The following is a 26,107-nucleotide window of genomic DNA, read 5'->3' as shown; positions in this document are numbered from 1 at the left end:
TTGGGTAGAGTTTATTAAGAAAGTATTTGATGAACTAGCTTACTGACTTCAATAGACAATAAAGAAGTATCATCAACTGTTACGAAAGTGTCCGTTTCAAAACCAATTATTTCATCAGTCTTAATACCAACACCAACGATTTCTATTCCATTACATTTAGCCTTTTCCATAACTTCGACGATAGTAAATTCCGATTTATTCGGATAACCATCAGTTATAAGAAAAATTATTTTCCTATCGAATTGGCTGTCAAGTAACAGATCAACAGCTGCCATTAAAGCAGATCCCGTAGGGGTATAATAACCCTTACATCCAAGAGTGAATTTCGATAGAGATTCCTCAACGCTTTGATCAAACGTTTTGATAATCTCAAATTCACTTTCCTTGAAGGGAAAAACTATATTGGAGACATGCATTTTTGACAAACTTTCAGCGGCCATCGATAAAGCAAGATCTGACTTAATGGCATGAATATATCTTTCATCATTAGCCATTGACGCTGAAATATCACGAACTAATACGAGGCCAACATGCCCTCTATTTTTAGATTCGCTTTGAGCTCTGAAGACATCACGAACTCCCATTTGTGACAGAATTAATCGATTTCCATCGAAGGTAATTCCACGCTCATGAGTTTTGTTTCGGCCACGCATTTTAACCTGCTGTAAAACAGACAAGTCGCTACCGATTGAATGACTCAGAGACAAAGCCTCATTGTAAACATTCAAATCGATAAGGAGATCAGGGATATCCCATTCAGAAGCACCGAATTCGGCTTTCACGTCATCGGATACTTTTGATGCAATACCTTCAATCTCTTTAGCCAAAGCATCGTGATAATCTTCGCTATCCTCATCACTGCTAAGAAAGGCATCCAACAAATCTGCCAGTATCTCCCATTGAGCCGATGAAAAGTTACTTTCATCTTCAACGTTAGTCGAACTGGCTTCATCTGATTCACTCTCGGAAGGGTTAATCGCATCAGTATCGTCTTCAATAATGTTATCACCCGTGGGATTGCCACCGGTGGGTTCATTATTTCCCTCGTTATCTTCAGCAAGTTCTGAAGGCTCAGAACATCCCTCTTGAGCAAGATCAGCGTTATCGGAAGTATCTGCCTGACCTTCACTATCGTCCTCAGAATCATCCTCACGACTATCAGTCGACGTAAGCGATTTATCTTCTGATTCGGTATCGGTATCGGTCTCGGATTCATCATATGCCTCCTGCTCCTCCTGCTCTGTCTGCTGCTGTTGTTCCTTTGCCTCATCCCGCAGTCTCTCTAAAAGAGCCAGGGTCTTACGAGCAAGGGATTCACAGCCCTGAGTATTTTCACAACCAAGAGCATCATGAAAAATTTCCTCAACATCAGAAATTACTGGAGAAAGTATCTTTTGGGCATAGTCAAAAAACGGATCGAGGGTTTCTTTGTGACCTACCTGCTGAAGGACTTTTACTCGCAATGAGTTAAGCAGATACCACTCAATAAATAGGACAGGATTTTCCGGACGAGAAGATATATCAGGAGTCATCCTTCCGGCTTTAACCATCAGTGCGTAAGTGGCTGCAAGCCGCCGCTTTGCATCCGGATAATCGTTACCAACCTTCTCTTCCATCTGTACATCATCGAACAGATTTATAAGCCCGGTAAGACGTTTTGCCCTGCTATAAGCTTTACGTTTCTCAGCGAGGCTCTCAAACTCTGCATTCATTCCGTCATCGAAGCGTGTAAACCCTTCAGATGACATGAGAACACTATTAAAGGCGTCACTGTAAACCTCACTGACGGTATAGCGACCATGACCAGCTTCATGACAGGTAAAACCTTCAATCAGACTGACAAAGTCATCATCGCTATAATCGCCGTTTGGTAAAACACAAACTTTATTGACAGGATCAAAATACGGTCCTTTGGTATTGTCGTCTATTACAACTCTTACATCGCCTAAGCCGCTAATGACTTTTGCTATATTCTGTAAACGCTTAATATGGCGCGGCGATGATTTAAGATCTAATTTCATAGAATACCTCTTTATAAAAAGGGGTACTCACCCAGATGGTGAAGTACCCATCTGGGGTTTTTAATAAAGCAAACAGTTACCAGCCTTTGAGCTCGATATCAAAACCATTTTCAGCATTGTCTTCCTGTTGCGAAACTGATTTCTCAGGTTCAGCTACAGAATCAGTGTTTGAAAACGTGCTGTTTTTTATATCGTTCTCTACGACAGGTTCAACCTGAAACACATTTGTTGAATCTAAAATAGCTTCAATACCTGTGTTCTGTAGCGCGTTCGGTTCTGTTTGTGAGCTTTGATTAAATGATCTGGTAATAGATTCCAACCAGTCAGTAACCTTTTGCTCTCCTGAAATAATACGCTTTAACATTGAAGCATCACTCATGAAATAAAACCACTGCTGTAACACCGCAACGTCGCGAGGTTCAGAAATGGCACCTTTAGGTAAATTATTCATTATGTGTTTTATAGCTTCTGCAAGTACTGCCGCCTCTTTATGTATAAACATGAAGCTAATGATCTTATTTTGCATTTGCTTCAGTCGGTCAATAGTACTTGAGCGCAAATTATTATTTTTACTAATTTTTTCATAAACCCTCATTGCTTCTTCTGCCAGATCTGTTATCAATTGTTCCTGATAGTAGTCCTGGGTTTCATCACCTTCAACGCTAATAGGCGTAAAAGGAATAAAGTGAGCAATATTAAATCTAAAGGATTTTATGAAATCATCTTTAGTTAATTTCAACTGATCAATCAAAGAAGACATTCTTGGGCTTCTATTTTTTTCAGCCTCAATATGCATCTCATAATTGTCTACAACGTTTTGAATACCTGCCTGAAACTCTCGTTCAATCTCTTGGGCCCCTTCCAGAAACTCTTCCATACTGGAAACTGGTAAAATCCACATATTGCTATAGCGGATGCACAAGCGTGAGCAAAGGGTTGATATTCTGCTGGTAATCGTACTTTTGAAGCTAAGGGCTTTTATGTCAATCCAACGTACTTCGCTTTTAGATACGCTTTTTTGATCCGTAATATCATCTCCATCATAAGACAAATCGATTTTATCGGTTCGACGCGATCCTTGACAGCCACTTATTTCAATTTTTGTTATAACTGCACCTTCCAGTAAATCTGGATATGATTTTGCAAAATTCTCAGAGATTTGTTTTGCAGATACTTTGTTAAGCATTGAAGTATTTAAAGTCATGGGTTTCTCCAAAAAAAAGGGGAAACCCTCCCCAACGGGAAAGATTTCCCGATAGGGTTGATATTAAAGCTTCTCTGGTGCAATTAAAAGAATACCGGGAAACTCAGCGGCAACATCATCATTGCCCATTGCTCCCTGATACATATAACCTTTTAATTCCATTTCTTTAATTAGACCTTCCATATTTATTTTACCATCATGATAAAACAATAAAGAATAGTCGTTATTCAGTTGCATAAGTCCAGTAAAATTAGTTCCGTTTTTTGCTATAGCAATGGTAGCAGCACCATCCGTACTTAAAAACGCACTAAATTCAAGATGGGATAACTCTGAGATACAAATATCAGAGGTTTCATAACAAATCCCATCTAACTCGACTTTTTTGCTGTGAAATACTCCAGCGATTTATCCTTGTCTTCGCCAAGAGAAAGATCTATAGCTTGAAGAACAAGATCGACCACATGTAAAGGTAAAGCAGAAGCAAAAGCTATTTTGAAAGTGTCAAGAAGACTAAAGGTTTTTAACGTCATCGACGTGCCAACCCAAGCTACTAATTGACGAATATCCATCACACTGTCTTCTGTACCAGAGTCATTTACTGCAATCGCTACTCTTACGAACTTCTCAATGACCTGAAAAGGCAAAGAGCTATATCGTTTAGTAAGCACATTGGTTAAAGCAACTTTGTCGGGCTTCTCCATTTCAACTATCAAGAACCGCTTTATAAAAGCTGCATCTTGACGTTGAGAAGAAACGAACCGGCGAGCGCCTCCACTCATGTTTGTGTTTGCAGTACCAATAAATCGCGTGTAGCCATTAGCAGTTATAACCTCACCACCATTAGCACTGAGTGACCAGGGCTTACGTTCAATGGGCATGTGAAGTTTTGCTGCCGTATCAGGATCGATTTTGTCCACTTCATCCAGAAGAATGAGGTGACCATTACGAAATCCCGTTACCAAATCGCTGTGTACAAAACCTGTATTACCACCATTAAGACTGCGCTCACCTTCAAGCTCATCAACTCGAATATTGCTGTTGATCTGCTTAATTGTCAGCGGCCAATTCATCATGTGGCTAATGTACATTACCATTTCAGTCTTGCCAGAACCGGACTCACCTTTAAGACACACACTTAAATCTATATCCGGACTGATAAGCAGTTTAACCACTTGTTCAAGTATTCGGGGATTTGGTATGTAGTCTTTGTTCAGCGGAGCTCGATACGAGGTTTTAGTTTTGAAAACAGGCACAGCCATCTTTGGATCCATTTCTGGAATACCAAAAAGGTCCTTTGCTAGAACTAAAAGATACTCACCTTTATCCACATAATGTTTTAACTTTATAACATCCGGGGAAAGAAGAGCTTCTAATTTTTCATAAGCATCAGAAGATGTTTCATTTAACTTCATAGCGGCATTAGACATTTTTAACTCCGGTAAAATGCAAACACCGCCCTCTGGCAGATGTTTGCCAGTGGCATTTTATTTGAGATTCATTTGGCAAATAGTTGCCATCAGTTTCCTGATTTGAGGCACATTATAACCAAGATGATTTCCCACTATTTCAAAAGCTTCAGACATGATCCATTCAAAATGATTTTCGAATATTGGATTTATTTCTAACTTGCCAAAAGCGTTTCGTTTAGTTAACAGATCACATGAAACAAGCTCGTCAAACAACTCTAATGTGGATTTAAAAGCTTTTATGTAAACATCCATAATTTCCCTGTCAGTCCATTTAACAGCCAGTTTTTTTTCTGACATTAAATAATCCTGATCAAAGAAGATGTCCCAGCCCATATCGTCATTGCAATCATGCAAAATGATTTCATCATCATTCCTGCATTCAGCTAATTTCGTGTTTTCACTAATCGAACGATGCGAATGATAATAGAGCCATGATTTTAATTCCGCTCTAAATTCACATGCATCAAGTCCATGAGATAAACAAGTGTATTCAAATGATTTTGACATATACCACCGTGTTTCAGCTTCTAAAAGTGGATTCACTGTGATATTACCATTGTCATCTTTGAAGAATAACTTTCTCCTCAACACTAGTTCTTTAATGATTTCCAAAGACTCTTCCATAGCGGATAGAAAAACAACATACACATCCTCAGGGGTCCATTCTATTACCAGACCACCCAAATCTGGGTTATATTCTTCAACCGAATATAGATAATCTGTTTCTGCTGCAAAATTAATTGTATGCAAAATCTGATTTTTAAGTAATTTGGATTTTTCATAAAGGTGATTTTCACGCCTTTCAGAATCATAATTTATCTCAGAAATGTTACTTTCATCTGATTTAAAGTTTAATCCGGACGTGTATGCATCATTTAAATGCTCTTTGGGTGAATCAACTATTTGCGTTATTTCATCTTCATCTATATCGAATATAGAAAAAAAACTAAGTTGATTACTACTTATTGCAGTAGCCCTAAATTTTTGTTTCATGGGGACTCCAAAAGGAGAAATCCCATGAAGGGATTTCTCCCCTTTAGGGTGGGTTTAATGTCAGATCTGATTAAAGCTACTTTGTCCAAAACCTTTTAGAGGTTTAGGTATGTGAGCCAACTTACTTGTTGCTACCACTCTCATGTAGTCAAGAGGATGTTCTCTCCCTTCAATCATAATAGTATCGACAACAATATAACCGGAGACCATCAACTCATCACCCTGATTTATACCAGTGAAACAGGTTGAATACATTTCAGGCGACACCTTGATTTGAACTGAAAATTCTCTCTCAGTGATTTCACCATCAACTTCTGTCTTCATCCTATTTTTGAGCTTTATTAACAAACCTATACTCTGGTCAGTCATTTTTTTCTCCACAGCACTGATAACTATCCCGGACACTTTTACTTCATTGATATATTCAAGATATGACATTTTCCGCTCCTCGATTTGTTCAAAGAGAAGCCCCGTTAGGGTTCCCCCTTAACAGGATTAAATAAATTTATTAGTTACATACATGAACGTGCAGACTACCAAACAGGCAATTCCGGCAATATGTAACCAATTTCTTGTTGGTTTAGTTGGTGCAATCGCTAAAGAGTTCTCCAACTTCTCTGTTACAAGACGTCGATTCTCTGCTTTAGCCGCATCATCTAAATATTGAGTTTCACGCTTAGCGAGAGTCTCAATTTTCGATTTTATTGCATGGTCCCATCCTTTAGTTTCAAAAACGCTTAACTCACTAAAGGTGTGCGTCATGAGATCTTCTGGGAAACCCAGTTTTTTCATTAACGGACGAATGGTATCATACATTTTTTCTACATTTTCGTAGTGGGCCTTTACTGCGACATCAAAACGCTTACGTAAAGTTAATTTTTCACGTTTGCAAATGATGTCCGAAACCCAATTTATTAACTGCTCATTTTTGAGTTCACTGGCTTTTTCAAGTGAGTAATCCAGATTATCCACGTCAAGAAATGAATTTAATCCGTATTTTTCAAACTCCTCAACAAGATATTTATCCAGTTCAGTTAAGCTTTTAAAAAGTGGTACATCTGGGGAAGCTTTAAGAAGCTTATAAGCTCCTTCGAAATCAATTTTCTTGACCACGAGCTCCACAACATCCACATGATAATAGCTTGAATAAGCAGAAAGCTTTTCGGCCAACAAAGACACAGGCTTAAGAGACTTAAGTTCAATGATATTTGGGCCGTCCTCATTCAAAATAACAATCAGTTCATTATCACGTTCTGTATATTTCATCAGAACTTCTAAGAGCTGTTTGTTTAGCGCCTTATCCATCTCTGGAATAATTTCACTAAAGGTTTGATGAAGGGCTTTACTGCGAGCTTTATTTTTAGACATTTGGGGTCACCTATATATAGTAAGAAGGAAGAAACAAATTTTTGTTTCAACACGAAGGCAAAGCCTGTCATTCATCTCCCGTAAGCTATGAACCGCCTGATTTATACTATCTGGCATTAGAAGTACGCAACAAAAATAGCCCCAGGAGGAGCTAAATTAGTTACGGTTTGGTAAATTCAGATTGCCTTTTGCAGGCATGGGAAGTGCACCAGCGACAAAGGTGACATTTTGCCGGTGGTGTCTTACAGCTTGTTTAAGCTGGCCGCTTTTCACGGCTAAATCAACGCTTAACGCGAAAGTAACTTTAAGCAAAGTTACTCAAATTTGGGAGCTGATATTTAAGCTCATTGTTTTTATACTATAGCTTTAAGCATAAGTAAATGCCCATATCGAATTATTCTGTATAAAGTGGAGAAATTCGAATATTAGCTGCTTCTTTCATCTTTTCTTCACTGCATTCTCTTAAAAAGAAAGAAGGATCACCATACCACATTACAAAAAGTTGCTTTTCTGCACGCGTAAATCCAACATAAAGCAAACGTCTTTCTTCTTCTATTGCCTCCTCCCCAACTGATCTTTTACTTGGTATCTGATCCGCATTACAACTCATTATTATTACTTTATTCCACTCAAGACCCTTTGAACCATGCAAGGTTGATAGGACTACTTTCTCTGGGCTGTATTCCTCGTCCTTCTTCCTAGGGCCTAATGACATTGCAGCAGCACGATTTATCATATTCATCCAACCAGTCTTTTCTGCCCACTGTTTACAAGTGTCTAAAGCAATTTTTGTTAAGGTTGCTGTACCTTTATTACTCCTCATCTTGATTGACGACGATTCCATCCATTTCGTAAGGTTGGCGAAACGTTTTGCTATCTCAACTTTATCAGAACTTTCCTGGGTAAAGCGCACGAAGTTTGAATGTAATGTTTTTGTTTCGAGAGAACTGTCCTCCGGGATGGCAAGGTCGCCAAAAGTAACTTTTCTTCCTCTCATACTCAATGCCACTTCATCCAAAACTGATTCCTGTTCTCCAAACAATGCCAATACTCTCTTCATTAAGCGAGGATCATTTGATTGTCGGAAAAAGGCCATAAGGCTTAACACATCGCTTGTTTCTTTTTCATCCCAGAATGATTTACCTCCGTAACGAATTACTGGCTGTTCGATCAAACTTTCTAGCTCATCCAAGTGAGCATTATTGCGGCTTAGAATTGCCCATCCATGTGGATCCTGATTTATAAGGCTTAAAATACCCTGTATCTGTTCCTCCATATCTACATATGAACGAAAAGTGACCTTTCCCCCTCCCTTTTTTGCCGAGCGTAACTCTTTGGCATAACGGTAAACATTCTTTCCTATCAGTGCTCCGGCCACCTCTAAAATTTCAGGTTCACACCTAAAGCATGTGTTTAAGTAAAATATGTTAGGTCTGAAGTGTTTTTCAAACTGTTGAAATATTTTGACTCCTCCTGAGGATCTGAAGGAGTAGATGGCCTGATCATCGTCTCCAACTATACTCGTATAGACTCCAGCTCTTGTATGCAATGCTATCCATGAGAATTGTATAGAGTCAGTATCCTGAACTTCGTCTACTATCAAATGTGTCAAATCTAACGTGCGCATTTTTCCCGAATGCATTTGACCGACAACAAATTTTGAAAGAGCATTGAGGTCCGCCACATGGTCTTTCTGGCATAACGCCTGATAGGTATTAAACAAATGGATCTGTTGTCTGTTATGCCGAACTGAAATCACATCCGTATCCATTTCTCTGCCGATAGCATCAATAACGAATTCAGCTTCAGCAAACTTCATCGTTACACCGGATTCTTTCAAAGCCCGGTGAATGACAGATCTCTGTGCTGGCCCTATCAACATCTTTCCCGGCCAGCGAATCATGTCCAGTTGCTTCTTAACGAGTCCGTGAAAAGTATCCACCAGCACCCGGTCAAGATCCTTCTTGCTCAATCGCTTTTGTAACTTTGCTGCAAGTGCGTTTGTTGCAGCGCGAGTAAAGGTCACCATCCCGATTCTTGCATATGGATACTTTTTGAGAATCGATATAACCGCTTCTATCATGGTGAACGATTTGCCTGATCCAGGCGCTGCTATCACCATATTGTTTGCGCTAGCATTCTCGATAACAGGTCTTTGCTCTTCTGTTGGCTTACCCATTTCAACCTCATTACTTCGTTTTAATAATTATACATTTTTATAAAAGCGCTTTTCTTGTGTACTGCTGGTTCTACTGGAAATCACTTTTTTTCCTTTTTTATGCAATCAGGTTGTTTGTGAAACGCGTGACTATGGAATAATGGTTCCATCTCCAAAAGACATTACAAAAAGGGCTTTAAATGAAACTTTTACGTTTAGTATCTCTGGTCTCTTCTGTCGTCATTGGTTTTTCCCTATCGGGTTGTGCCGGTGACACCGGCACTACGCCAGGCACCGCTCTGAATGCGTACAGTCACGGCCAGTACTGGCATGCTAATGCAAATGATTCTGTCGCCAAGAATGCCTATTCGTTTGCTGGTTTCGACGTTAATTTTAAGGAGCAAGAGGTTACTCCTGGAGGGGATGCCGACAACTTTCTTTCTAAGTATCTCATCAATAGTTCGATGGGCTACGTAACAGGCGGTCTAAAAGGTTTTGGGATCATGAGCCTCAGCTCTTTGTACAGTTCTTCTGACGCCGAATACATCCAGGTCAATCAATACCTAGTGTTCGTCCCCAATCCAAAAAAATTGCCTTACAATGATGAAAGTTTGGTACGTGAGGGAGCTAAGTATGTTTTTGAGCATACAAAAGCAACTCAGGCCTCATTTGGATACAACCCTGAAAAACAGAAAGCAGCTCTGGCCACATGTAAAATTGATATGGCAGTCGTCAATAAATGGAGTACCTGTGATCTGCCCTCTAAGCCTGATGCTGATGTTTTCCCTACAGATTCAATGTACAGCTTTCAGGCGATTCGCCCCGCAACAGGAACCGAAATTCCTGAGCTAAACCTTCCCGCTGGTGATTACGCTGTAATTCGTTATGTGTTCATCCCATTTAAAGGAAACGAAACAAGCGCTGATTTTTCGGGTATCATTTTCCGTTCTGATAGCCCAAATACAACAACTCCAGGGGGTGTTGCAGCCTCCATCAACGGAAAAGATTATTACCTCTTTACCGGTGAATACGGTAAAAAAGGCTTCCCAGAAAAAACATTGAAAGCCAAGTAATTAAAAAAGGGGCCTAACGGCCCCTTCTTCAATATTTCGGCAACTGCTTGCCCGTAACCGGATCCAGCGTAGTTGAACCTACCTCACATATGGCCGGTCGAGGTAAATAGCTACAATCTACATTTTCCTCTTTTATAGCCTGAGCATTTTCTTGTCTGGCCTTTATCATATTTTCTTCACCGCCCATTGCTTCCTTGGTACGTTCTGATGGAAGTTGATAGTTCTCATTCTGGAATGGTAAGTTTTCCACAATTGATTCTTCGGAGAATTTTGAATATTGATCAGGAACTTCTCCTACCTGAACTGCATCATTAATCCACTCCGTCAGATCAATTTTATCGAAATCCAGTTGCTGTATTTGCTTTATTGATAGCCCCACGCAATTAGAGGCGACAGGGTCTATTCCTAATTGCGGATAAGCTTGTTGCATAATAACGCGTGACAACATGGAATTATAACAGCACATGTCTGTTGCTTTTTTAACGCATTTCTTTGTGAAACCAACATTCAGATATTTGACGCATCGTTCCGTATCTAATGTAAAACAGGATTTTTGATTCTTATGAATAGAAGCTTCCATCTCTTTCTGGTCGCATGCTACCAACATTTCTAAAAGCATTTTAGTGACCTGATAGGCTGTATAAATCCAACCGATCACGTTTAATGCAAGCATAAAGTTTTGAACCGCAGCCGAGAAGACAACCTCTCCTCCGGTAGTAGCAACGTTCTTAAAGACAAAGTCACGAACTGTATCTGGTAGCAATTCGTAGGCTTTCTTCATTGCCATCTGCTTAAGCTGACCTATACCGAAGCTGGACATTGTTTCCTGTGCCAACTGGCCAGCACCTCCTGCCCCTCCAGAAGTTGCGGAAGACCCAACTGCCCTGCTTAGATTACCAGCGACGTTTTCATATACGCTCGTTAAGGAGCTCGTGACGTTGTTCCACATTTGCCCTACTGTTTTACCAGCTGATGCAGTCCACTCTCCGACCGCATTAGACATAGAAGCCCATGTACCTGTATCACCGCCGGTCCATTTTATTAGCTGAGCATTAACTCTGGTCCAGTTTGTGTTTCTGATCATAGATCCGGCAAGCATGATACCTTCAAGTGCTCCTGCGGTTCCCTGTGGTGCTTCGCAGCAGTCCGTCTTTGCCAGGCCATTTACAAAGCCTACTGAACGACCACACCATTCAGGTTTTCCTTCAAAGACGGAACATGAATTGGCATCGTTAGGGTCTTCGCATTTGGCTTCGCCCTGCATGTACTGAACCATGTTTGAATAAGCCGCAACTTTTCCAAAATCGTTGTTCTCTTCCTTTGGCCCAGTTTCGCATGTTCCACCTGAACATGGGATCATGCCAACACAGGCATTTGTAGAAGATTCAACCTCCCGAACTACATCCTTCCCTCTGTCACAGGTGTATTTCTGTTCATACATGTAGCAACTGTTAGTGCCCTCATCGAACCAACCCTCTGCACATGTTTGTTTATCGAGTACACATGCTGCATCATTTTTATAAGCACTACATGCATCAGGCATACTCTTTATTTCTTCATAGTTGTAACAGAGGTCCTTTCCATTAGCGTCTTTCATAATTTTTCCACTAGCGTCATAAGAGCAAATTTTGTCTTTGGCCAATGGATCACAAAAGTAGCCTTCAAGGTTTGTCTTCCAGGTAAGAAATCCTTTATCACCTTCATACAGAGGCTTTGCCAATGAAAGCACGCTTTCCGGAAGCCGTTTTGTGCCAACATCCATATCTTTAAACCGATCGAAACGGCAGAATGTATTCGGAGCTTGTACAGCATCGTAACAACCAGCTGGTTCCTGGACGTGCTTATCTTCGAGCTTCATATTTTCAAAAGTCAGCTCAACCTCAAAATACCCTTCACCCTTCCCACCAACCCATACTCTGGATGCCATTGTCACTTCTCGATCAGGCTCCTCATACACCGATTTTCTGACCTTATCAGTCACATCGTAAACCTTGTCGAGTTTCCACGATTTTTTTAACTCCCAAGATCCCTTAGGAGCCGGATAGTCACTTTCTCGATATGCACCATCTATGTGAGCAAAAATCTGCGTGCCATCAAGTGTTACCCGCATGTGGTCATCCCACTCCGCGTTAACAATCTTTGCTGAGGCCAATTTTGCATCCGGATGGAATTTTAATGTCAGTTCGTTATCATATACCCCGTCACTCCAGTAGTTGTCATCACGGCGACCAAACCATATACGCACACAATTATCGCCGCACATCGACATGTCTCCGTTTCCGCCTGAAATGTAAACAGGGACTGAAAAATCACGGGTTATCGTGCAGCTGCTGAAGTTATCTTGCTTAGGCGAGTTACAGTAGAACTCTTTGTAATCAGGATAGTGTGTGGTTACTGTTTTTTTAGAGGTCTCAACATTACAGTTCTGAAGCCAGTTTCCAGTACCAGCAACAGCATTTGTTATCTCATTTCTCCCCGCAGTAAACATGGGATCGTTAGGCTTTATAGATGATGCCGGGTTGTCCTTGTTAGCATTTACGAGGGTGCGGTAGGCAACGCCATCATAACTTTGAGCATCAAATAACTGGCTTTTCCGATTCTTTATATCGTTTACAAAGCCATCCTCATCCCCATAACGATCTGCGGCATTGAACTTAATATCGCTGTGCTTTTGCTCTGAGCTGAAAATCTCTCCGGTATTTGTTTTGGTTCCAGGAGTAGTATTGGGATTACTGCTTATACCAATGTTGCCATTAGCATCCCGAGAGAGCAGCTTTGCCCCTTCCTTGGTATAGTTTGAATTGATTGTCCCTCCAGACATACTCGGCAGTTGTACGGCGCTACCAATGGACTTTCCATCGGATGCGGCATTTTTCATGACACTTTCATTTGAGTTCCCTGCCCCATACTTTCCGAGATTAAGATTAGCGGATTCGGCTTTACCCACGTATTTCTCGGTGATCTTCCCACTGACATTCTCGCCTGAATCCGCATTCTTGTACTTCTCAACAATGTCCTGAGCACTGGTTGTCGCATTGCGATTTGCGTTAGGATTAGCAAGATTAAAGTTACTTTCGAGCTGGTCAAATATAGCGTCTGCCGCATAAATACGAGGAGTCATTACCATATTTATGAGAGAGATATAAAAAGCCCAACTCATAGTATTGGCAATCATTGATGCAATAATAGTTGAAGCTATCGTTTTTCTAAGTTTCATTATTTTTACCCTTAGAAATCAAGCGCCTGGTATATATCTGACGCAACAGTCATTGTAACGCCACAACATATAGACATAATTATCATTGCCTATTTTTTTGCGCCCACCTTTAAGGGTTGACCAGTCATGTACCGAATCACCAAGACGATGACAGCAATCCGGCCCTTTCGCCTCAGGAGTTGGGAAAAGCATTGAAAGCCGATACTGGGAACGAGGTGTAAAGTATTCCCACGTTTTCTCACACATTGCGTCTGCTCCCATCGTTCGCATCAGCATTCCCTGGCGATGTAGTTTAGTCAGAAGACGCTGGGTTATCAGTGAACTCGTCCTTACAGCGTCATCATTTGCGTAAATGTGGCCGGTTAATGGATAAAGGTTGCCATCGCATCCGGCACAAAAGTATGCAGCGAGATTATCCTTTCCTGCTGTTACTGCTACACAGTCAGCAGCGCACACCATTGAGGCAATTGGGTTTGCAAAAACTACTGCCTCTGGATTCAGGACGAGTGTAAGCAGATCACTTTCCCACATAGGGTCCACTTCGCTTATATAGGTCAGGCTGGCATCTATATAGGGTTCAGCAGTGCACTCGCCAATAATCAGTAATTTGAGCATTGTCATGATTGGGAACTCCCAAAGATGAACATCGTAAAATCCGGCTTCAGTTGCTGTCATTGGCTGATTTGTGTTGCTTTTACCAATATCAAACTGCGATTTTTGAAGCATCGTGCCTTCAAGAAAGGGGCTGCACCAGGGGCTCTTTACAACTTCTACAATCTTCACCGGCTGAAAGAAGCTCAATTGCCAACCTATTTCCGGTACGCCGTTCTGATCTGTGCAGTAGCAACCCGGACGTGAAGGAGCAGCGCCTTCTGGAGCTGCCCCTATGCCCATTATCCTCATGGGAAAAATGCAGCTCCAACAGATATTCTTAATCAAGCCCTGCCACACTCCAGCTGACTGACACATAGCCCCAGGGACTCCAGCATCTGCTGCCATAGCCATACCCGGTATAGAAAGCGAAAGCATAACTGCTACAATGAACTCTAAAAGTAACTTTTTGAATTTTTTCACCATCATGCTCACTTGGATGTAATAAATGTTGCAACACTTTCGATATAGTCGACGGCTTTGGTAAAATAACTTCTCATCTGGTCCGGATAATTTAGCGTCAGCCATGTTGCAAAGAGAGCGCCTATAATAAATCCGAGTTTCATCTTATTTTTCCTCTGAAAGATTTGGGGCTCCGATACCACGGACTTCTGCCTCGCTAAACAGGGTGATCCGGAATTTATCTTGGTCAGTAGTTATAAGCGCAGGTGTGTTTTTAATCTGAAAGCGTGAGATGATCTGTTCGTTAACTTTAAACACCTTACCGTTAAATTTTTCACGTAAATCATTTAGGTGATCCCATCCATTATCTTTTTGGATACGGGTAAACATTGGCATTACTTTTCCACTACCCAGACGTTGTCGATACTGCTGCTCAGCCCATACCAGCTGGCCCGGATTGAGTGGATCGAAAATTATCATCGTCAGGTTTTGAGGAAATCTCGAAAGTGGATTAATCAACTCACCGGCGGAAGCTATTACACGGCCCTGCTTATCTTTTACGTCCTGAGTGACCCTCACTGTAGGGTCAATTAAAAATTCTTTGTGTTCCTGGGCAGGAGGGAGGTCGACCATCCATTGATTTTTCCATGTGTCAGAAACGGCCCTTTTTTTTGCACCTTCCCAGTCATATTTTTGTGCACGTTCTTCCAGTTCTTTAATGATGCTCTTTTCTTCAACGGGATAAGTGGTACCAGCAACCGGGAAAATATCCTGATCGGGTTTTTTAGCAAGTTCTCGCTGAAAAAACTCAACGTTGAAGGAGCCTACCATTTTTGCAAAACGAGCTTGCTCCCTAGAAATAATTGTCGGTACTTGAGTTACTTGATACTGACTGAAGCTATCAGGATCAATTGTAATCAAAGGAGATTCAAATTTTCCTTTGACAATCATTTGGTTTATTGCTGCCTGTGTCTCTGGTAGCCGAGTAGTTCCTTTCTTTAGACCATTGAAAACTACACGAGCTTTATGCTCTGAGGCCGTACGTAGAAGGTCTTCCAGTACATAATCCGGCAAGCTAAATGAAGCAAAGATCGTTATTCCATTTTCAGTTGATAGTGCTTCTTCACGTGTGCTATCCATTTTTCTTTCGAAGTCAGCAGCTGTGATGCCCGAGGAACCAAACAATTTTTCGATATTTTTAGATTGTCCTCGCATGACTTCCGGCTTATTTTCCACAGCTTTCAGAGCCGCTTCATTAAGGCTGGCGTTTTCTTGAATTTCATCACGTCTTCTAATTATATCGTTGACAGCTTCAGAGTTATTACTTTGGGCCCTGATAGCCTGGGTATGGTCTATAACTGCTTGAACACTATCCGCATTCATACCGGGGACGTAACCACGGTTTATTTGCTTGCTCAGGTCCTGGTTTTTTTGGAGTGCTTCAGCTTGCGCTATGTACTTCTGCACATCTGGTGATTTTAGCGTAGCATCAAGGCTAAGAGCCCCATCTGGCTGCTGTGCACCTTTAGCCTGTGCCCCAAGCCCTTTTGCTTGCTGAGCGATTAGGTCAGCATCATGTTGATACTCAGTGCTTGCATTTGTATTACTTAAAACTGCACATAACGCAAGTCCAGGAAGTATTGGTAAATATTTTTTATTTACATTAAAAGATCGCATATGTTTTCCCAATTACTGAATTCAGCTTTACTGTTCCCCAAAAACGGGAATCCCATGAGTGATCGGTTTGCCCAATTAGGAAAACTTCGCCTTCAGGAATTATCAATTCTTTTTCAATCAAAATGGACGGAATATTGTATTTCTTCGAAATACGACGTGCATTAGCTTCAAAAAATTTGTCCCCGTTATAAACCCCATCCATTGTTACTTTAAGTTTGTCACCGCCCACACCGGCAACAATTTTTATGACTCGTTCATTTTCTGGGATAAAACGTACCGATTTCGGCATGTTAAATGCTATGAGTTCACCAGTTTTAATACTTTTATCCGAATGATCAATCATATAAAAATCAGCAGGCAGGCACCCATTCAATAAACCGTATCCAAATGTATAACGGGTGAAAAAGACACACATAACGAGAATCAGCAATAAAATATTAAGGGGGACATACCAATCCAGTATAAGCAGCCCTCTCTTTTTAGGTATGTAGTCGCTCATATTTTTCTCACTGGCACTGAAGAATATTTTTACTAGGCAGATGCACCTCTATCCAAGTAATTATTATCCATGTTTTTCAACGCTCGGAAGTCTGCAAACCAACCTAATATTCACCTATAAGAATGTTAATTCCTCAGCATGTATACGCAGCTTTGTTAGCGGCCATGAAAGATGCCTTTGGAGCAAAGTTACTTTCCGACATTAATTTTTCAAAGGTCCAATTATTGGGTATAAAAAAGCCGGGACATAATGTCCCGGCTTTATATTTAAAAATTAACTACTCACTGCTTGGTATTGATACAGTGTTTTCAGACTTACTTGCCTCTTCAGCCGGTCCGAAAACTGTCACGTGCTGTGTTGCAAAGTCTCCACTATCATCATAAGCAATTACTTTTATGTCCTGCTTACCACGGTTAAGGTTTTTAGAAAGTGTAGCCGTACTACCGAAAACGTTCCTTAATTCGCCGTTGATGAACCATTCATATCTAACCATTTTTCCATCAGTATCATCACATTTATTGGTAAAGCTCCAGCTTAGGTTGGTTTCCGTGTAGCTCAATGTACAATTAGGCACTGCGTTTTTAACGACATCAAACTCAACAGATGCTGAACCTCTCTGTCCAAGTTTACTAACAACATCAATTGTAATCTCGTATTTCTTTTCTTTTAAACCCGAGATCAGTTGAGCCCAATAATTTTTGCCGCTGGGTATTACTTCACCGTTCACCTTGTATGTGACCGTATCTATCGAGTCCGCCGAATGAGATAGCTTGATGTTTGACCTTAAGGTTACATCGAGTGGAGCTCTCATATATTTTTTAGAGAACTTGGGTGTCATCTCAACGTTCATTGGCGTTTGTTCATCGACAACAAAGGTATTTTCGATACGCTGTTCATTGTTTCGGTTATCTTTGAAAACAACCATCAATGTATATTTGCCAGGATTTTCAATTGTAAATTCTTTGGTGTCACCTTCATCTTTAGTGATTACCAGATTCTCTTTGTCGTAGATCCATTCACGGGAATAAGTAACACCAGGATAGTCTCCATCCTTAATACCGCTCAACGCAACGCGTAGGGTGGTCGGTGCCATGTCGTATTTAAGTTTGGAGCTTATTTTCATCTCGGGAAATTTATAAACCCACGATTTGACAGAAACTCTACGGGTAGAAACCGTATTCTCCTTATTGTCCGCTAACCATGCACTGTATTCAAAAGCAGCATATCCCTGTTTATCCAACATTTGCTCAGTAAGGGTAACAGACAGTGAAGAGCCCTTAAATGTCTGGCCATCCGGTGTTTTCCATTCTTCAACTACGTTATTACCATTCTGGTACTTACTGTTAGGGTTCGTGAACTTACCTTCCAAAGTAACTTTTTGACCAACCTCTACCTTTGAAACCCCCGTTACCGAGACAGAAAGGCGCTTGGGTTTTGCGGCTGCCAACCGAGCAGACGTTTCCTTCCATGAAGACTCCTCTGCCAGTTCATCGGAATCAAGGTAACGCATCCGGGCATAAATCGTAGACGGTAGGGTATCAGCTGAAGCCACAGTGTAAGTTGTATCTCCCTGCACCCAGTTGACTTTATCCTCTGACCAGAGAACCTCAGCGGTGCCTGCTGGTATAGGTTCATCGTTATCAAGCAGGGTTACAGGTATATCTGAGCCCTGAAGAATGTCTGTAACATCTATACTGAGCTTAGGCTGCTTGTAGGTAACTACCGTTAAGGCATCTGTGTAGGAAATCTTGGATGTGAATTTATTAGTCATTTTTGCCCTATAAAGCCACTTTCCTACTTCTGTCTTTTTGATACTTACACTTCTCTTTCCGGTCATGTCGGAAAGCATGGTCCAGGTTTGACCATTATCAGAGGACTGCTGCCATTCGGTGGGGGCGAGTGCATCAGAGTTAGCCGTACTGGCAGATTTGAAGCTTACCAGAGTACTAAGTGGGATCCTTCCGATAATAAGGCTTTTCGACAGGTTACCCTCCAGTTCCTCACCTTTATAGATTCGAATGCCTACAGCACTGGTCTCACGTTTCATTTCAAAATCAGAGAATGGCGATCTGACCTTAGCCACACCAACCAGACGCATATTACCCAGATCCATATTTTCAATTTTAATCTTGGTTTCGACAATGCCCGCATCATTGACCGGCAATGCTTCAGTCAGCGCAGTTCTTTCGTATGTAGTTTTATAACGGCCTGTTTCTGGATCTTTGCCGTATACACTTTTTTGAGAGTATATCGTGACGTCCCATTCTCCCATTGTTTTACGGTCAAATGCACTTTTACGTGTGGAGTTGTTATAACGCCCCACTGTTACCTTTAAGGGCACTTCAAGAGATGTGGCTGTTTTTTTGTCATCCACTTCCATCGATGCTCGAATATTGAAATCAGGCACCGTATATACGTTGAGGGTGTCTGTAGTTCTTAATTCTGGATCCTTTGAGTATTCTACAGCTATGTCAAAGACGTTCTTTGTCCACAATGGTGCAGCAGCAACCTTGACCCTTTGTACAAAGGTCGTTGCATCGTTGTTTGAGGAACGATTTTTAAATGACGTTTTGACAGCCTCAGAGCCGTTTTGAGAGACGATCATCGTAACGTCAGCTGGTACCACCTTCGCTAATATTCGAGCGGCCTCCCCCCCGGTCGTATAAGCCAGAGCAGTGTTCGGATTGATGCCTGCTATGACTTTATTCTTTTTGTAAGAGATGATCGGGTTGTATGGTAATTGTGTGGTCAGAGTACGGCGATTCCTTGCGGAAACCGCTTTAGAGCCCTTCCCGTTAATCATATAGACTTGATAGTCGAGCAGATTCTCACCTGTTTTATTAAAGAATCCAGTTAGACCCGGGGTACGTCCTTTAAAATAGAACTCCAACCCATCAGGGACATTGTTCCACTGAGGGTAGCATGCTGTAACATCTGATTTTTCCCCATACCAGGCGAGGTAAGCATTCGCATTTTCCTCTGTGGTAAACAGAGTGCATTTATCACCAGCTGTTTGACTAAGCAGGTCCGTATACTGACGTACGCGCGAGTAAAGAGTTACGTTTTTTTCCAGATTCTTAAGAGTGAATCCAGTAGGTTGATAAGTGAACACGGTACTGAAATTTACGTTTTTTCCATAAAGGTTTTCAGCCACCACAGTAATCTCGTGATCCGAATTAACTGCTAAATCGTCTCCAACCGGCAGGTAGTAAATACCTTTATAATTTGTAGGTGTTAACGAAACTACTTTGTTGTCTATTGTTACTGATTTTATGTCAGCAACCCCAGCCTGCCCCTGGAAAGCTGCAACGATAATCTCGTTCAGGAAGTATACGGGTGCTCGTTTAGTTAATACCTGCCCATCTTTGAGAACCATAAGCGTTGGGTTATCAGACAGCATCAGTTTGCTTTCAGGCTCAGTGTACGTAGAAGAGTTTTTGCTCGTATTTTCTACTGTAAAAGTCGCTGCGTAGGACCCGTTTATAAGATCCGTTAAGTCAAAGATATAGAGGTACTCATCACCGACTTTTTGAGGTCCACTTACCGGCTGTAAAGTTCTACGTAAAGGGGTTGCCCAGGACTGTTTGAAATCAATCTCAGTGCCATCATCTAAAGTCACTTTAGTCGTCGGCTTAAACACGCCATCCGGAGTCATAGTGAGCGACATAGCTGTTGGGAGCCACCATTCACCTTCTGTTTCTTGCTGGGGTACCTTAACGGCCACAGCAACGGTTTTGGCTCCGGTATAGATGTCCTGGCCACCTACTTTGATTGTTTTAGCCTCATCGGTAAAATTCCAAAGTGTATGGTCTACTACAGGAGGCCGATAATCCCAGTTAACAACAAGCTTTTTGGATTCAGGAGGTGCGAAATAATTATTCTTAGAGTTTGCTGTAATTGTGATATCACGTGAACCCAAAAGTTCATCTGTATCACTGGCCTTAATGCTTCCAACTTCAATGGTACAGGAAGTTCCGCCAATAGGTACTTCACAGGCGGAGCCTGAACCTATTGAGATGTATTGAATATAATTGCGGGGTTCAACAGAAACAGCGATATCTTTGATCGCTTCATCCTTTAAATACGATTTGAAAGAAAAGCCGTCATAGACTAATCCGTTCAGGGATGATTTAAGACCGGTGATAGTTGGTTTTACCGGTGCCACACTTTTGATTGAATATTCACCTTTTACTATTTCAACTTTTTTCCGTTCAGAACCAGAGAAGTAAGAAATCTTGTAAGGTAGTTTTAAATCACCGGTGGTGTTGGGAACGCCTGAAAGAGTGAAGCCGTTAGAAGTTAATCCCAAGGTATTGGGTAACCACTCAAAAAAACAAACGAGGTTATCAACAGAGGAAGTCGCTCGATCATCAACCGTTACATTACAGGCTGTGCCTGCACCTGAGGCAGTGATAGTGTTAGAATTAACGTATGCAACAAAGTCGCCCGGCCCCGGGTCAAAGGATACGGCTGGCAAATCAGCCTGTAGCTTTCCTGAAATCATAATCGCTTCAGCATAGACCGCTTTAATCGGAGCAATTAAAGAAAACAACAGGGCTAAACCTAAACCTGATTTTCTCATGACGAATACCTGTTTTTCTGAGCAAAATTAAACTCACTTTACGATGAAAAACAGAAATATCCGTTCGTATAACATTTAAAAAAACCTGTATTTTTCCGTATATTCCGTATGTTAATGCGCTATTTTGAATTCTTGGCTTCAGATAAGCGAAGCGCGGTAATTATAGACTCGGAGCTTACCCAGGGCGTTTTTTGAGCAAGATATCCAAGTATGTAGAGGCCAATTTTAACGCAATCCATTTGTGAGACGGGGACCATGTGCATGAAGGGTTTTAAGCCATCTTTATCGACTGGAACTATCCCTGCGGATAACAACAAACCGCCCCTCTCGTTTGGGGTAACGCTTATATTTTTGTATACGACGTGGCCATGATGTGAGGTTTTCCTCTTATCAATCTTTAAAGTATGCATGATTCTAAGAAATACAGATGCCATCTGCATAACTTCATTCGTCGACAATTTTAGAAGTACAGAACGGTTTGAGCCCCAGTCATAATCTTTTTTTGCGTTCCTTGGAGCGACGTGCAATGTAAGATAATAATTATCAATCTCATTTGAAAAAGGTGAAGGTTTTGATGAGCTAACATCTTCATTGTTCATCTCAATGACAAGGGCTGCATCCTGACCAAATGCTTTAACATTATGGTTTTTAAGAGCGAAGTCTGAAGTTGCCATATAAAAAGTCACTTTTGATAAAACCACATACCGCCTAATGATTCATCATCGGCAAGATGCTTGAAATTTGATAGTGTAAATCCTGTTTTGGTTTCAGAAATCACCAGGCTGTAAGATGCCGTATGTACAAGGCGAGAATTGTTTAGATCAAGATCATCACAAAAACCAGGGCTTTTGACGGGGTCAGCCTTTTCAACAAAAGTTACTTTTGAAGCGATGCCGTTGATCACGATTTTCTCGTTATCAGCAATTTTAATGTTTAAAGAAGGCGAGCTTTTATCACATGGCAGGAAGAGTGATGTCTTTTTAAATGTGTTTCCAGTGAAGTCCAAAAGGTCAGGTTTAACCGGAACATTGTTTAGGATTTTATAAACTCCAGCAAATGCACATAACACAACAAAACCAGATAAAACATATCTAATCTTAGACTTCATCCCCCAGTTCCTCTCCTAAAAGTTTTAACGCGCTTACGCACATAAGCCTCAACTGATACAGTAAGTTATCAGCGGTTATTCCACCAACGAAGGTAACTGTACGTCGTATTGATGCTCCGCCAGGCTCGCACTGGATATGGCCAATACCAGAATCACGGAGGAAGTCATTTTCTGCACTTACAAGGTCTGACTCTACAGGTGGAATGATAACTTCAATGAGTATTGTATCAACTGGGGCCCACTCCCAATCGAACTTAAGAGAGGAAATTGGGGATATAGAAACAAGAAGCTCATCAATATTAAAAATTACGGGTTTTATTCCCATAACCTCAGACTGAATGAAGTGGCTTTCTACCATAACTACCGGAAACTCTGAAATAGTCAGAACTCCGATTAACTGGTCTCGGCGTAAACCATGTATTAGTGAGTTGCGAGATAGCATTCGATCAGCCTTTATTATAATAATCAATCATTTGGGACAAGGACAAAAGGGATTACAGAAACGAAGATTCTACATGAACATCGTTGTCAGTGACCTTAGGTCCATCGGGTATAAGGGTATCAAAAAATCCTTACATAACCATTAAACCACAAAGACTTTTTACGTAAAATAATAATTAAGTACCAGATTTATTAAGATAATTCTTAGGTTTTTTACAAATTTAGGAAAAATCCGCACTTCCTGTAACAGCATCCAAATTAACCTAAAATACCGTTTCATTAACAGTAATTTTACAGATTCAGCTGAAGCCTGAGTTTATTATAACAAAAAAAAGGCCAGCAAGTATGCTGGCTTTCCTGGTAAGACAAGTTGAACTCAGAAGTCGATTGTACTGTCTCTCACCTATCTTGCGGCTTTGTTGAATAAATCGAACTTTTGCTGAGTTGAAGGATCAGATCACGCATCTTCCCGACAACGCAGACCGTTCCGTGGCAAAGCAAAAGTTCAAAATCACCAACTGGCCCACCTACAATAAAGCCCTCATCAACCGTGGCTCCATAACTTTCTGGCTGGATGATGAAGCTATTCAGGCCTGGTATGAGTCAGCAACACCTTCTTCACGAGGCAGACCTCAGCGCTATTCTGACCTTGCCATCACGACTGTGCTGGTCATTAAACGCGTATTCAGGCTGACCCTGCGCGCTGCGCAGGGCTTTATTGATTCCATTTTTTCTCTGATGAACGTTCCGCTACGCTGCCCGGATTACAGCTGTGTCAGCAGGCGGGCAAAGTCGGTTAATGTCAGTTTCAAAACGCCCACCCGGGGTGAAATCGCACACCTGGTAATTGATTCCACCGGGCTGAAGGTCTTCGGTGAAGGCGAGTGGAAAGTCAAAAAGCATGGCCAGGAACGCCGTCGTATATGGCGAAAGTTGCATCTGGCAGTTGACAGCAACACACATGAAATCATCTGTGCAGACCTGTCGCTGAACAACGTTACGGACTCAGAGGCCTTCCCCGGGTTAATCCGGCAAACCCACCGGAAAATCAGGTCAGCCGCCGCCGATGGCGCTTACGATACCCGGCTATGTCACGATGAACTGCGGCGTAAGAAAATCAGCGCGCTTATCCCTCCCCGAAAAGGTGCGGGTTACTGGCCCGGTGAATATGCAGACCGTAACCGTGCAGTGGCTAATCAGCGAATGACCGGGAGTAATGCGCGGTGGAAATGGACAACAGATTACAATCGTCGCTCGATAGCGGAAACGGCGATGTACCGGGTAAAACAGCTGTTCGGGGGTTCACTGACGCTGCGTGACTACGATGGTCAGGTTGCGGAGGCTATGGCCCTGGTACGAGCGCTGAACAAAATGACGAAAGCAGGTATGCCTGAAAGCGTGCGTATTGCCTGAAAACACAACCCGCTACGGGGGAGACTTACCCGAAATCTGATTTATTCAACAAAGCCCTATCTTGCCAAAGTCGCTAGTCGCTTGTTTGCCTTAGCTTTAGATTTTATGCTTATGGAGGCGGTTTGATTTTCATCCGATACTTTTTCTAGCACTGGCACCACAGAGGAAATGGACTTTTCTTTTGAAATTTTGGATGCACCTGAAGAAAGTGGGCTTTCAGATGGTATAGAGGTATCGCTTCCCTCATTTTCAATCTTCACACCAAAGCAGGCATGTTCCTTTTGTACAAGGAAGGTTTCTTTTACAGAAACAGAATCCTGCTTTGAATTATCTAATTGTAGAGGTGTTAAATACTCCTTAAACTTTTGATCTAAGACATTCTCTAGCAATACATTAATAGGAGGCTTAGGTTCAGTATCTATAGTATTTCCATCATTCAGAAACCTATTAAGATCTGCAAGTGTTAATCTTTCGTTTAAACCATTTATAAAATTTGCCAAGTCAGGAAATAAATTATTTAATACCAACCCGGTACTAATAGCCGACCTAATTAAATCCAGTTGGTCACCCCTATGACAAAGTTCTGTTTTTTTCAAGAAACTATAAACATAGGGTGCTTTTCTTTCGGATATCCAGAAAGACCGGATCTGAATCCGGTCGTTATCTGCCTTATTTGAGATAGGGTATTTAGCCATGTTCTAGCTCATTATTCTGAATAAATAGTATCAGCAATTGCCAAAGATAATGCGAACTGCGGATTGTCTACCATGATAACTTTAGCCGTTTCAAAATGTTTACGAATAGCTGTTTCGATGAGATATGAACCTCCCCCAACAAGGAAAACATTATGAGGCCTCTCTTCGACTTGTGTAACCGCTCTGATTACTTTACTTTGCAACTTCTGTACCGCAGAGTTTACCGCATCAAAAACACCGTCACGCTTGTCCTCTGCAACCTTCAAAGCTGATTTATCATGACGATTATCAACAAGATGATGAATGTAAGCATTACTCGTATTCAGTTTCTCAGATTCAAGATACCTGCTGATCTCATCGTAAACAATAGAACAACCAATACGGTCAAAACCTTTTACTTTCGAAATCTGTTCTAATTGCCCAGTAATACTTGCAACATCAAGAGTAGTACCACCAAGATCAATTACCAAACTTGATTCAAATGAAGCAATATCCTCAATTTCATCTGCCCGGGTCACAGCTGGTAAAGATTCAGGGAAAACAGTCACAGACAAAACGTTAAAAGAATAGCGTTTACCGTCAAGATAACGCTCTACTGGTTTCATCAGATTATCTTTTTTTCTCTGAATATTTTCAATATTCGTTTCCCCTAAAGCAGTATAGAACTGGCTAAGTGGTAAAGTAACAAAGAGGTGAACATCCTGAGGAACTAAACCAGAAGCATGAAGTGCATGGTGAACATTTAACCGGCTAATTTCATCGTATTGGTGAGATACATCAGTCGATTCCAGTGAGTTACTAGATTCGCTGTGATGCGAAAACCTTTCCAGCCCATCAATAAGATAGTTAAAAGGATTGAGACCCTCATGGCGAACACGGAAATCTGGAACAAAACTATTTTGTGTAAGCAAGGGAACTAATTCGTTTCTTTCATTAAGACAAACCAGTTTTGCAGCTTTACTTCCATCATCGACAACGATTTTTAAAGCTTCAGTGATATCCTGCACTGATGGTGAAACAGGACTTTCAGATTTTAATAGTTCAGCCATAAAAACTCTCTTTTATTAATAGGACCATATTAGATATTAACTTTATACATTAATGGTGACCTATTATCAACATTAACACTATTAAAA

Annotated in this window: 20 protein-coding genes; 2 read left to right on the top strand and 18 right to left on the bottom strand. The window is 41.3% G+C overall.

The annotated features are described in order from the left end of the window. Window positions 1-14: 14 nt before the first annotated feature. From L3068_RS23485 to trhI, 8 genes are all read right to left on the bottom strand, one after another. A complete protein-coding gene (locus tag L3068_RS23485; protein WP_000762700.1) occupies window positions 15-2,021 on the bottom strand; it encodes a VWA domain-containing protein in 2,007 nt (668 codons plus the stop codon). A 76-nt stretch (window positions 2,022-2,097) separates the two neighbouring features. Continuing rightward, entirely contained in the window at window positions 2,098-3,225 is a 1,128-nt protein-coding gene (locus L3068_RS23480) for a DUF3150 domain-containing protein (RefSeq protein WP_000174396.1), read from the bottom strand. Window positions 3,226-3,288: 63 nt separating this feature from the next. Next, a complete protein-coding gene (locus L3068_RS23475) occupies window positions 3,289-3,462 on the bottom strand; it encodes a hypothetical protein (RefSeq protein WP_001176645.1) in 174 nt (57 codons plus the stop codon). A 131-nt stretch (window positions 3,463-3,593) separates the two neighbouring features. Then, window positions 3,594-4,652, bottom strand: coding sequence for an ATP-binding protein (locus L3068_RS23470; RefSeq protein WP_000063335.1), 1,059 nt, complete (start codon window positions 4,650-4,652; stop codon window positions 3,594-3,596). 57 nt (window positions 4,653-4,709) lie between these two features. Further along, window positions 4,710-5,687 carry a hypothetical protein gene (locus tag L3068_RS23465; RefSeq protein ID WP_000810361.1) on the bottom strand — a complete coding sequence of 326 codons (978 nt, stop codon included), beginning with the start codon at window positions 5,685-5,687 and terminating at the stop codon, window positions 4,710-4,712. A 60-nt stretch (window positions 5,688-5,747) separates the two neighbouring features. After that, entirely contained in the window at window positions 5,748-6,125 is a 378-nt protein-coding gene (locus L3068_RS23460; RefSeq protein WP_000120822.1) for a hypothetical protein, read from the bottom strand. A 57-nt stretch (window positions 6,126-6,182) separates the two neighbouring features. Beyond that, complete coding sequence (locus L3068_RS23455; RefSeq protein WP_000041927.1) at window positions 6,183-7,055, bottom strand: hypothetical protein; 873 nt, start codon at window positions 7,053-7,055, stop codon at window positions 6,183-6,185. 394 nt (window positions 7,056-7,449) lie between these two features. Then, window positions 7,450-9,234 (bottom strand): IncHI-type conjugal transfer helicase TrhI, encoded by a 1,785-nt coding sequence (trhI, locus tag L3068_RS23450; protein ID WP_044704554.1) that lies wholly within the window; start codon window positions 9,232-9,234, stop codon window positions 7,450-7,452. 179 nt (window positions 9,235-9,413) lie between these two features. On the opposite strand from trhI, the gene L3068_RS23445 reads away from it, so the two are divergent. After that, window positions 9,414-10,286 carry a hypothetical protein gene (locus tag L3068_RS23445; RefSeq protein ID WP_000771834.1) on the top strand — a complete coding sequence of 291 codons (873 nt, stop codon included), beginning with the start codon at window positions 9,414-9,416 and terminating at the stop codon, window positions 10,284-10,286. A 28-nt stretch (window positions 10,287-10,314) separates the two neighbouring features. Here L3068_RS23445 and trhN read toward each other — a convergent pair whose 3' ends face one another. The 8 genes from trhN to hdtA form a co-directional block, all read right to left on the bottom strand. Continuing rightward, complete coding sequence (gene trhN / locus L3068_RS23440) at window positions 10,315-13,503, bottom strand: IncHI-type conjugal transfer protein TrhN (protein WP_000776701.1); 3,189 nt, start codon at window positions 13,501-13,503, stop codon at window positions 10,315-10,317. Window positions 13,504-13,521: 18 nt separating this feature from the next. Then, the gene (trhU, locus tag L3068_RS23435) at window positions 13,522-14,577 is read right to left on the bottom strand and encodes an IncHI-type conjugal transfer protein TrhU (RefSeq protein WP_181231580.1); all 1,056 of its coding nucleotides are present in this window, start codon (window positions 14,575-14,577) and stop codon (window positions 13,522-13,524) included. A gap of 144 nt (window positions 14,578-14,721) precedes the next feature. Then, window positions 14,722-16,233, bottom strand: a complete 1,512-nt coding sequence (locus L3068_RS23430) for a TrbC family F-type conjugative pilus assembly protein (protein ID WP_001256132.1) — start codon at window positions 16,231-16,233, stop codon at window positions 14,722-14,724. Beyond that, the gene (gene trhF / locus L3068_RS23425) at window positions 16,220-16,732 is read right to left on the bottom strand and encodes an IncHI-type conjugal transfer protein TrhF (protein ID WP_001286760.1); all 513 of its coding nucleotides are present in this window, start codon (window positions 16,730-16,732) and stop codon (window positions 16,220-16,222) included. Before trhF ends, L3068_RS23430 begins: the two co-directional genes overlap by 14 nt. A 277-nt stretch (window positions 16,733-17,009) precedes the next feature. Beyond that, window positions 17,010-21,314, bottom strand: coding sequence for an IncHI-type conjugal transfer protein RSP (rsp, locus tag L3068_RS23420; RefSeq protein ID WP_214471018.1), 4,305 nt, complete (start codon window positions 21,312-21,314; stop codon window positions 17,010-17,012). 119 nt (window positions 21,315-21,433) lie between these two features. Continuing rightward, window positions 21,434-21,988, bottom strand: a complete 555-nt coding sequence (locus L3068_RS23415) for a plasmid transfer protein (RefSeq protein WP_000235773.1) — start codon at window positions 21,986-21,988, stop codon at window positions 21,434-21,436. A gap of 8 nt (window positions 21,989-21,996) precedes the next feature. Then, entirely contained in the window at window positions 21,997-22,422 is a 426-nt protein-coding gene (locus L3068_RS23410; protein ID WP_000836981.1) for a hypothetical protein, read from the bottom strand. Then, window positions 22,412-22,864, bottom strand: coding sequence for a H transfer determinant A (gene hdtA, locus L3068_RS23405; RefSeq protein ID WP_000952689.1), 453 nt, complete (start codon window positions 22,862-22,864; stop codon window positions 22,412-22,414). The genes L3068_RS23410 and hdtA overlap by 11 nt, the downstream gene beginning before the upstream one ends. 443 nt (window positions 22,865-23,307) lie before the next feature. Here hdtA and L3068_RS23400 point away from each other — a divergent pair, with 443 nt between their 5' ends. Next, complete coding sequence (locus L3068_RS23400; protein WP_072201439.1) at window positions 23,308-24,276, top strand: IS5-like element IS903B family transposase; 969 nt, start codon at window positions 23,308-23,310, stop codon at window positions 24,274-24,276. A gap of 56 nt (window positions 24,277-24,332) precedes the next feature. Here the strand turns inward: L3068_RS23400 and L3068_RS23395 are convergent, their stop codons facing one another. Together L3068_RS23395 and parM are read right to left on the bottom strand one after the other, a co-directional pair. Continuing rightward, window positions 24,333-24,971 carry a hypothetical protein gene (locus L3068_RS23395; protein ID WP_012695436.1) on the bottom strand — a complete coding sequence of 213 codons (639 nt, stop codon included), beginning with the start codon at window positions 24,969-24,971 and terminating at the stop codon, window positions 24,333-24,335. Window positions 24,972-24,982: 11 nt separating this feature from the next. Further along, window positions 24,983-26,020 (bottom strand): plasmid segregation protein ParM domain-containing protein, encoded by a 1,038-nt coding sequence (gene parM / locus L3068_RS23390; RefSeq protein WP_000818954.1) that lies wholly within the window; start codon window positions 26,018-26,020, stop codon window positions 24,983-24,985. Between the last annotated feature and the right edge of the window lie 87 nt (window positions 26,021-26,107).

The sequence above is a fragment of the Enterobacter cloacae complex sp. ECL414 genome (assembly GCF_021869685.1).
GTDB classification, from domain to species: Bacteria; Pseudomonadota; Gammaproteobacteria; order Enterobacterales; family Enterobacteriaceae; genus Enterobacter; species Enterobacter kobei.
Note: the sequence above shows the minus strand (reverse complement) of the source record. Positions and strands in the feature narration are given on the sequence as shown.